This is a genomic window from Pirellulales bacterium, from assembly GCA_019694435.1.
Taxonomy (GTDB): Bacteria; Planctomycetota; Planctomycetia; order Pirellulales; family JAEUIK01; genus JAIBBZ01.
In genome coordinates this window covers 54664-64473 of sequence record JAIBBZ010000032.1, presented here as the reverse complement: position 1 = coordinate 64473, position 9810 = coordinate 54664, and the positions used below count along the sequence as shown (strand labels likewise).

The 9810-nt window shown below is 66.2% G+C and carries 8 protein-coding genes; 4 read left to right on the top strand and 4 right to left on the bottom strand.

What is annotated here, in order from left to right:
* Both K1X74_19145 and ispH read right to left on the bottom strand, forming a co-directional pair.
* A partial coding sequence (locus K1X74_19145) for a hypothetical protein (protein ID MBX7168461.1) occupies positions 1–802 on the bottom strand: 802 nt, incomplete at its 3' end.
* Positions 799–1752, bottom strand: a complete 954-nt coding sequence (gene ispH, locus K1X74_19140; protein ID MBX7168460.1) for a 4-hydroxy-3-methylbut-2-enyl diphosphate reductase — start codon at positions 1750–1752, stop codon at positions 799–801. The genes K1X74_19145 and ispH, both read right to left, overlap by 4 nt.
* 135 nt (positions 1753–1887) lie before the next feature.
* On the opposite strand from ispH, the gene hpnC reads away from it, so the two are divergent.
* Genes hpnC through hpnE form a run of 3 tightly spaced genes read left to right on the top strand, consistent with a single transcriptional unit; the run spans position 1888 to position 5278 of the window.
* Positions 1888–2898 (top strand): squalene synthase HpnC, encoded by a 1011-nt coding sequence (hpnC, locus tag K1X74_19135; GenBank protein MBX7168459.1) that lies wholly within the window; start codon positions 1888–1890, stop codon positions 2896–2898.
* Positions 2895–3791, top strand: coding sequence for a phytoene/squalene synthase family protein (locus K1X74_19130; protein MBX7168458.1), 897 nt, complete (start codon positions 2895–2897; stop codon positions 3789–3791). The genes hpnC and K1X74_19130 overlap by 4 nt, the downstream gene beginning before the upstream one ends.
* A complete protein-coding gene (gene hpnE / locus K1X74_19125; GenBank protein ID MBX7168457.1) occupies positions 3788–5278 on the top strand; it encodes a hydroxysqualene dehydroxylase HpnE in 1491 nt (496 codons plus the stop codon). Before K1X74_19130 ends, hpnE begins: the two co-directional genes overlap by 4 nt.
* Here hpnE and K1X74_19120 read toward each other — a convergent pair.
* Positions 5226–5645, bottom strand: a complete 420-nt coding sequence (locus tag K1X74_19120; GenBank protein ID MBX7168456.1) for a GNAT family N-acetyltransferase — start codon at positions 5643–5645, stop codon at positions 5226–5228. The genes hpnE and K1X74_19120 overlap by 53 nt on opposite strands.
* 217 nt (positions 5646–5862) lie before the next feature.
* On the opposite strand from K1X74_19120, the gene K1X74_19115 reads away from it, so the two are divergent.
* Entirely contained in the window at positions 5863–6741 is an 879-nt protein-coding gene (locus tag K1X74_19115; protein MBX7168455.1) for a hypothetical protein, read from the top strand.
* 28 nt (positions 6742–6769) lie between these two features.
* Here the strand turns inward: K1X74_19115 and K1X74_19110 are convergent, their stop codons facing one another.
* Positions 6770–9616 carry a zinc-dependent metalloprotease gene (locus K1X74_19110; GenBank protein ID MBX7168454.1) on the bottom strand — a complete coding sequence of 949 codons (2847 nt, stop codon included), beginning with the start codon at positions 9614–9616 and terminating at the stop codon, positions 6770–6772.
* Between the last annotated feature and the right edge of the window lie 194 nt (positions 9617–9810).

Here is a 9810-nt window from a genome sequence, read left to right as displayed (position 1 = left end):
CGGCGACATGCGCGCATTTGCGCGCGGCGGATGGCCCGCCCACCTGGTCGAGGTCGACCACGACATGGGCCACGGCCGCGGCACGCGCCAAATCGAAGACGTCGCGCGGCGCGGTAATGGCGCGGGCGGCAGCCAGCGGCGCGTTGGTTTGATGACGCAATCGCGCCAAGGCCTCGGGCGAAGATTCGGCCAACGGGTCGAGCAGATATTGCAGCGCGCCGCGAGGCAGCGACAAGGCCAGGTGGCGCGCCTGGTCAAAATCGAACTGCCCGGCAAGGTCCAGGCGCAATTCGAGTCGCTCGCCGCCGGCGTCGCGCAGCGCGGCCACGGCGGCCAGGTCGTCGGCCACGCTGCCCGTGGCCGCGAGGATTTGGGTGTGGAACCCTTGCTCGGCGAGTTCGCGCGCGCGATGCGGCACGCGTTCGGCAGGCTCGGCCCGCAGCCGCGCCGCCAACGGGATTCGCGGTCGATACTGGCCCCCCCAAAGATGACACAGCGGCTGACGGCAGATCTTGCCCAAGGCATCGGCCGCGGCAATTTCAATCGCGCTGCGCAAGCCGCCGGGAGCGAGCGCTTCGTGCGCAGACAACTCTTCGAGCTGAAACACGCTGCGACCGCTGAGAATGGGCAACAACGCGCCGCGCCGGGCGAACAATTCGGCAGGCCGCCACGCGACCTGACCTTCGCCCCAGCCTTCGATGCCCGCGTCGGTGGCCAGCCGCACGACGAGCGACCGCATCGGCGGCGAAGGCGCCATGCAGGGCACTTCGACCAACAGCAGTTCGAGATCGCTGATCCTCATGAGCGGGTACGGGCGTCGGCGGCGACCAATCCTCGCAGCTCGCGCGGCAAGGCAAAATGGACGTCCTCTTCGCGGACGACGCGCGGCTCGACCGAGGCCCCGAAACGCCGCTGCAAAAACGCCACGACGTCTTCGACGACGACCTCCGGGGCGCTCGCGCCCGCGGTGACGAGCACCGATTCGATCCCCTCGAACCACCCGGGATCGATCTGGTGGGCCCGATCGATGAGGTAGGCGGGAATGCCGCAGAGACGACCGATTTCGGCCAGCCGCTGGCTGTTCGAACTGTTCTGGCTGCCGATCACCAGGGCCAGTTGGGCCTCGGTGGCCAGCAGCCGCACCGCCTCCTGGCGATTCTGCGTGGCATAGCAGATGTCTTCTTTGGGCGGGTTGGCAATGTGCGGGAAACGCTGGCGCAACCGGGCGATGATCCGGTTGGCGTCGTCGACCGACAAGGTGGTCTGCGTGAGATACGCCAATTTCGCGTCGTCGGCCACCTCGAGACGGTCGACATCCTGCTCGGTCTCGACGAGCAAGATCGCTTGCGGCGCCTCGCCCATGGTCCCGATCACTTCGTCGTGCCCCTCGTGGCCGATCAGGACGATCGTGTAGCCGTCGCGGGCAAAACGAATGGCCTCGTTGTGGACTTTGGTGACGAGCGGGCACGTGGCATCGATCGTCGACAAGTTGCGCTCGCTGGCAACCCGCCGAATCTCGGGGGAAACGCCGTGGGCCGAAAACATCAGCCGCGCGCCGTAGGGCACCTCGTCGAGCGAATCGACGAACACCACACCTTGGTCGCGAAACCGCTCGACGACGTACTGGTTGTGGACGATCTCGTGATAGACGTAGAGCGGCGTGCCGTACAGCCGCACAGCGTGATCGAGGCTGTCGATCGCCATGTTCACGCCGGCGCAGAAGCCGCGCGGGCTGGCGAGCAAGATCCGCATGGGTTGGTTCCTTCTAGCCGAGGCATCATAATACAGCCGCCGCCGCCCGGGTAGCTGGCCGCTGCGAAGTCCAGTTCCATCAAGTCAATCGCTGCAACGGTCTATGCAGCGCCGCCGTAGCCAGGAATGCCACCGATGCCGAGCCCGAGTTTTGCCGCCGATCTGGCTCGCTATGGGCCACAGACCGGTGGTGCCGCCGGGCAGCCAGCCGGCACGGCACCGTCGTTGGACGAGGCCAGCGCTTATTGCCGCCGGCTCGCGGCCACCCACTACGAAAACTTCACGGTTGCCAGCTGGTTGCTGCCGCGCGCGTTGCGACGGCATTTTGCGCACCTCTACGCCTATTGCCGCTGGGCCGACGACCTGGCCGACGAGGTGGACGATCGGGCCCGCGCTGCCGGCTTGCTCGACTGGTGGGAAGCGCAATTGGAGACGTGCTACGAAGGTCGCGCGGTTCACCCGGTGTTCGTAGCGCTGCAGCCGACGATCCGCGAATTCTCGATTCCACCGCAGCCCTTTCGCGATCTGCTGTCGGCGTTTCGCCAGGATCAGAGCCGCTGTCGCTACGCGACGCGCGCCGATCTGGACGACTATTGCCGCCGTTCGGCCAATCCCGTGGGACACCTGGTGCTCTATCTGGCCCGAGCCTTCGACCGGGAACGGGCCGCGCTGGCCGATTGCGTCTGCATGGGATTACAGTTGACGAACTTTTGCCAGGACGTGGCCGAGGATTGGTACCGCGGGCGGCTCTATCTGCCCGAGGAGACGCTCGCCCGTCACGGCAGCAGCGAGCGCGACGTCGCCCGTTGCTGCGAACAAGCCGCGCCGCCGGTTCCTGCACTGCGGGCCGCGCTGGCCGACGAAGTTGCCCGGGCTCGTGGCTTGCTGGTTGCCGGCTTGGGTCTCGTCGAGCGCATGCCGCGGCAGTTTCGCGTGCAGGTCGCGCTGTTCGCACACGGCGGCCTGGCCGTGCTCGAGCGGATTGAGCGCGCCGATTACGACGTCTGGCAGCGGCGCCCTGCCTTGGGGAAGGCAGCGAAACTGGCCATCTTCGCTCGCCAATGGTGCCGCTACACGTGGGGGCCTGGCGCATCGCGCGAGCGCGTCGAGGCGAGCCCGCCGTGCCGCTTGGAGGTGCCCGGATGAGCTCCTCCCTCGATCGGAGCTACGCCGCATGCCGCGTGATCGCGCGGCGCGCGGCAAAGAATTTCTTCTACTCGTTCCTGTTGCTGCCCGGTCCCAAACGGCGGGCGATGTACGCCCTGTATGCCTTCCTGCGGCACACCGACGATCTGGCCGACAGTGACGCGCCCGTGGCCGAGCGCGCAGCGGCGCTGCAAGCGTGGCGTGCCGCGTTCGATGAGGCCCTGGCCGGCCGCAGCCAGCACCCGATCTTGCCGGCTGTTGCCGATACGGTCGAGCAGTTCTCGATTCCCGTCGATTATCTCACCGCGGCGATCACCGGTGTCGAGATGGACTTGCGCCCCGTCGGGTACGCAACGTACGACGAGTTGGCCGTGTATTGTCATCACGTCGCCTCGGTCGTGGGCCTGTCGTGCATTCATGTCTGGGGTTTCTCGAGCCGGGCCGCTCTCGAACCGGCGCGGCGGTGCGGGCTGGCGTTTCAATTGACCAACATCCTGCGCGATCTGGGCGAGGATGCTCGGGCCGGTCGCGTGTACCTGCCGGTCGAAGACATGCAGCAATTTGGCTACACGCGCGAGGACCTGATCGCCGGAGTGGCTGATGAGCGGTTTCGCCGGCTGATCGAGTTCGAAGCGGCCCGCGCCGAGCAGCTCTATGCCGATGCGGCACCACTGGCGGCCTGGCTCGAACCCGAAGGTCGTGCGGCGTTTGTCGCGATGTACAACATCTACCACGCGATTCTGAGCGAAGTGCGGCGCCGGCCCGAGACGGTACTTGTGCGGCGGCTATCGTTGCCGGCGTGGCGCAAGGCGTGGCTGATGGTCTCGGCGCTGCCGCTGCGGTTTGGGCGCCGGCCGCGCCCGGTTGCTTCGGTCGCAAGGGGCTCCGTATGAAGTCGGCCGACGGTCGGCCGTGGCGCGTGGCCGTCGTCGGGGGAGGATTGGCGGGCCTGGCCGCGGCCCTCGCGCTGGCCGAGCGCGGCGCGGCCGTAACGCTCGTCGAGGCTCGGCGCCGTTTGGGCGGCCGCGCGACCAGCTTCCTCGATCCGACGACCAGCGAGTTGATCGACCATTGCCAGCACGTCAGCCTGGGCTGCTGCACGAACTGGGCCGATTTCTGCCGCCGGGCAAATCTGGACGATTTACTGCGCCGCGAGCGCGTGCTGCATTTTCTCGGTCCGGATGGCCATCGCTACGACCTCGGTGCAAGCCCGTGGTTGCCGGCGCCGCTGCATCTGGCCGGCTCGTTGCTGGGGCTCGGCTACCTGTCGGTCCGCGAGCGGTTGGGCGTGGTTCGTGCGTTACTGCAGCTCGCACGGAGTCGCTCGAGTGCGAACGACCCGGCCGCGCCGACGTTGGCACAGTGGCTGCTCGAACACGGGCAGACTGCGCGGTCGATCGATCGTTTCTGGACCCCGGTGATCGTCAGTGCGCTCAGCGAATCGCTCGACCGCGTGGCGCTGGCGCACGCACGCAAGGTGTTTGTCGACGGCTTCTTCGCGGCGCGCGAGGCCTACGAGCTGACCGTGCCGCGCGTGCCATTGGGCGAACTCTATGGATCGCGCCTCGAAGCCAGGCTTCGCGAATTGGGCGTCGAGATTTGCACGGCAGCGCCGGTCGAAAGCCTGGTTGTCGAGTCCGGCCGGGCCACCGGTGTGCTGCTCGACGGCGGTCGAAAGCTCGACGCCGCAGGCGTGATTTGCGCCGTGTCCTGGCGGCGCTGCCGCGAGCTGCTGAACGCGGAAACGCTGGCGGCCTTGCCAGCGCTGCAAGCGCTCGACCGCATCGAGTCGGCGCCGATCACGGGCGTGCACTTGTGGTTTGACCGGCCGATCAGCGAGCTGCCTCACGCGGTGCTCGTGGGCCGGCTGAGCCAGTGGATGTTTGCCCGCGGTACGACGCGTCCGGCCGAATCCGCGGGCCCCGATGAGCACTATTACCAGGTTGTGATCAGTGCTTCGCGCGAGCTGGCCGGCAGGCCGCGCGAAGTAGTAATTGCAGAGGTCCGCGCCGATCTGGAAGCCGTGTTTCCCGCGGCCCGCTTGGCGCGGTTGCTTCGCTGGCGCATGGTCACCGAGCAACACGCGGTGTTTAGCGTGCTCCCGGGAACCGACGCCTGGCGTCCGGCGCAGGCGACCGGCGTGCCCGGATTGTTCCTGGCGGGTGATTGGACCGCGACCGGCTGGCCCGCGACGATGGAGGGCGCGGTGCGCAGCGGCTATCTCGCCGCCGAGGCGGTCCTGGCCGAGCGTGGCGCGCCGCAGCGCGTGCTGGTGGGCGATCTGCCGCGATCCTGGCTGGCACGGCTGGTGATCGGCAGCGACGGCATCAAAGAGGCCGGCGGCGACGCAAGAGCACCAGCCCGCCCAGATCGTCCGTAAAACCCCACTGGGCATAGAACGGCACCAGGTCGGGCCGGCAGTACAACTCGATGTGCACGACCTGCGCCAAACGCGGATCGTGCACGATGCGATCGATGATCCGCCGGCCGAGTCCCTGGGTGCGCAAGGGCTCGTCGACGATCACGTCGAGCACCAAGGCCTTGAAGACGTAGTCGCTGATCGCGCGGGCAAACGCGACGAGACGACCGGTGTCGGCCTCGGCAACGCCGAACACCAATTCGTTGCGCGCCAGCATCGCCTGGATCTGCTGGGGGGTGCGTTCGCGCGTCCACCAGACTTGCTGATAAAGGTTCCACAGATCGTCCGCCTGGGCGGCGTTCAGGCGCTCGATGTCGACAAGCGTCATTGCGAAAACCCTGGACCGTTGATGCGTTTAGAACTTAGTCCAAAGCCCCCGATTGCCCAAGGGTCGAAGCGGTGTGAAGGCCTGCGACCGCCGGCGCCGCGAACTCGCGTGCGAATACCTTATAGCTTGAGGTAAGCGATTGCCGAAACAGGTGCTGCGCGTCGACGTGGGGCAGTGCGCCACGCGAAATGCTTGCAGCCAGCAAGGAGGCTCTGTCGTGAACGTCGGCCGTTCTTCGGTTCGTCGTCAACTGGTCAAAGCGATCTGCCTCTTGACGGCCGTCGTCCTGGCCGCCGGTCATCACGCCGCGATCCGCGCGGGCGAAATCACTCCGGGTGTCTCGGCGGTCGGCGTCGAGGAAGGTCAGCAACGACCGGTTGTCGATGCCGCCGGCTGGGTCGTGGGCATTCCCGGAAAACTCCTGCTCTGGGATCGGCGCGTCAGCAATCACGACGTCTCGCCCGAGACGACCAACGCCGCGGTCGAGTACCTGGGCGAGCACCACGTCGACGGTGTGCTGGTCAGGGTCAATCAATACGATCCGTTCGGTGAATGGCGCCGCCTGCATCACAATACCCGCGTCGGCGCGGGCTGGCGCTATACGGTGGGCGCAGTCTACACGTTGGGCTACACGATCCTGCCCGGCCGGATCTTCGGCCGGGACGCGTACAATCCATATACTGACACGGTCAGCATCTATTCCGACGTGCCGGCGCTGGCACTCGAACAGGCCGCTTATGCTCACGACGTGCACGGTCACCAGCGCCCCGGCGGCTATGCCACCGTGCAATCGCTCCCGATCGCGGGGCTGTGGCACGAGACGCGCAACAAGCAGGACGTCTACTCCTATCTGCGCTCGCAGGGGCGCAAGGCCGAGTTGGCCGAGGCGCGGTGCATCTTGGACCCGCAGTTGGGCACCGAGGTCGGCGGCGAGGTCGGCGCGCTGTTCGCGCCGGCGCAGGGCGCGGCGACGATCGCCGGCGCGGTCGTCGGACATGTGACCGGCCGCAGGCCGGAGCGTGACAAGCTCGGCGACGGACAGGCCGAGGTCGTCGAAGCGGCGTACGAACCGCACGCCGCTTCGCGACCCCAGTAGCTGGATTCCATCGGTCTGGCTGCGCGTCTTACAGTTCGTTCACTTCGAGCGATGCGGCGAGCACCTGCGTGATCTGCTCGTCGATCTCTTCCAGGTGCGCACGCGTCAGGTCGTCGAGCTTGGCTGGGCTACCGACGGTATTCTTGATCCGTTCGCCAAGCCGCTTGAGATGCAGGCGGGCCAGGCTGCGCGCATCGGGTGGCGCCGGCGATTCAAAGTAGTAGAGCATTCCGCCGTAGAAGTCGCCGAACGAGCTCTTGGGCCCCAGGACCATCGTCCCCAGCTTGCGAATGTGGGCGCGTTGCAAGTCGCGACGCAAGGCCGCGATGTTGACGGCCTGCTCGGCAGCGGGAGCTTCGGCAGGCAAATCGCTCCACACGGCCTGATCGATGGCGTCGAATACCTCGGGCAAGCGCAGGATTTCCTGGTCGGGTGCCGCGTGATTTTCGACTTCCTGTACCGTCGTCAGCACGTAACCGTCGAGCATCCGGGTGACGATGCGGCTCTGGATTCTGGACAGCACATAGCGCAGCTCGACGCTCGGCTCGGCGCCGCCGTATTCGCCCCAATGCGACCAGAACTCTGGAGCCAGACGGCGTAGCAAGTCGGGCGAGAACGCCTTGGCATCGACGTTCAGCACGTGCTCCTGCAGAAACTTGATCGCCTCGCGTTGTTTCGCCACGGGAATCGGCTCGAACGGCGTGCGGCCGTTCGGATCGCCCCGATGGTCGCGGTTGGTGTATTCGCCACCGATGTAGGACGACGCAAGATAGCCGGCGCTGGAGAGCTCGCTCAGCAGCATGTACACCGCCTGGCGGGCGCGTTGCCAACCTTCGCCCTCGGCCACGACGCGCTCGGCCAATCCCTTGAGCCGCTCTTCGACCAACTGCACGCGCTGCTGGGCATAGTCGAGCGGATCGCCCAGGTCGAACAGGTTGATCCGCGGATCGGGGCTGGCGAAATCGTCGTCGGTGGCAAAGGTCAGGTCTTCCTCGGCCACCCGCGAGGCGATCTTCTTCAGCTCGGCCGCTTCGTCGCCGCTGATCGGCTTGTAGGCGTACTCGATCGCCCAGTAGTCGTACGGACCGATCGTCGGCGAGAAGTAATGGCCTTGCTTCTGGCCGCCAACGGCGAAATTGGCCGGTAGATAGTCCATCACCGAACCGCCCAGGCCCTTGGCCGAAGTGAGCTCGGTGTTGTGGGCGTCGGCCAGCTTGACGATCGAGCTGGCCTTGAAGTTGTGGCGCAAGCCGAGCGTGTGCCCGACCTCGTGCATGGTCACTTCCTTGATCGCCTGGCCGATATATTCCAGCGGTACTTTGCCGCCCGGCTCGATCTGGCCTTCGGCCATCAACACGGCGGCCAACAGGCTCAACTGGCGGTGCATGCCCTGGCCCAGCCGGCAGCGCTCGTCGGCGCTGCAGCAGCCCGCCACGCTACGCGGCGCCGGCAGCCCGAGCTGATTGCGGGCCAGCAGCGCGTCCATCGCCGACTTGTCCTGGGCCAACTTGGCCAATTGGGGTTCGGCGAGGATGACCCACGGCAGATCGCCCGCGTGTTGCCGGTACCAGGCCCGCGGGTTCGCGCCGCGCAGGGCCGCCAGGCCCGCCGGCAGCCCGACGGTGGTCAGGTATTCGCTGCGCCAGTAGCGCACCATCGATTCGTCGAAGATGATGTCGGCATCGAGAATCTGCCCGGTGTGGGGATTGGTCCGCGACGGCCCCATGGCGAACCCGGCGCCGGTGGCGATCCAGCGGAAGGCGTTGTAGCGAATGTCTTCAGGCTGGAAATCGTCGTTCGACTGCTGATCGCGGACCTGGATGGCGTCGACAAAGCCGATCTTCTCGAAGGCCTTGTTCCACTCGAGGATGCCCGACTGGACGTAGGGGCGATACTCGCGCGGCACCGTCCGCTCGATCCAGAAGATGATTGGCGTCTTGGGCGGCGACTTGTCGGCGCTGGGATCGCTCTTTTCGAGCTGCCAGCGCGTGACGTACCGCACAAAGGGCGTGTCATTGACGTCCTTCGAGAAGTCCTTGATCACGCTCAGGAAGTGGCCCACCCGATCGTCGGCGACGCGCGGCTGGTAGCCCTTGTCTTCCGGCACCATCGACATGCCGTAGTGCATCACGACCTGCACGCCGCGCGCATCAGGCACGTCGTCGAAGCCGAAGAAAAAGCCGAAGAAGCCAAAAAAGCCCAGGCTGAACACCGAGCTGACTTCGATCTCGACGTTGTCCGGAAACACCTTGACGTTGTACCAGGTGCTCCGCGAACGGTCCGGTTGAAAGCCCATATCGGCCAGGTCGGTCATCAACAAGTCGGCCAGGTCGATGAGGACGGGACCGCCGGGCGAACGCTGCGACTTGATCGGCAATGCCGAGATGACGCTGTCGTTGTAGCTCACCTTGACGGCGTCGGCCTGCGGGCTGCCGCCGGCGGCGCGGTATTGCACGTTGCGCCGTACGACGAGAATCCGCTCGGCGGCACGGCGGAACGCCAGCACCCACTGGTTGCCGAAATTGAGCGTATCGCCGCCGAGCACCAGCGATCCGGCACCGCGGGCCACTGAAATCGGGAACAGGATGTCCTTGTCGAGCTGGTCGGGCCGCAACTCGAGCAGCAGCGACTGCTCGTCGGCGTTGTAATACAGCGTGAACAGGCCTTCGAGCTTCTTATGATCCTTGGTGACGGTGTCCCACTTGGGGAACTTGTCGGGGGTCTCTGCCGGCTTGGCCTCTTCGGCCGGCTTGTCTTTCTCCTCGGTCTTCTTGGCTTCTTCGTCGGCCCGGGTCGCGGCGACTGGCCCTCCGAGCAGAACCGTCGCCACAACGAGCCAGGCGAGCGCGTGCCATGAGTGCGGTCGGATGCGCATAAACTGCTCCCTCGAGAAAACGGAGTGACGAGAGCCCACCGGGTTCCGCGCCGGCGGCCACTCAACTTGGCATAACCGCTTCACCTTGTTCAGCTTGCCATGCCTAAGGTTACGTTGTACCAGCCGGCAATGCGGAATGCGCGTTTTTCCGGGCAAAAGGCCGGTACCTTGGGAAAGAAACAGGGCAGCCGGCC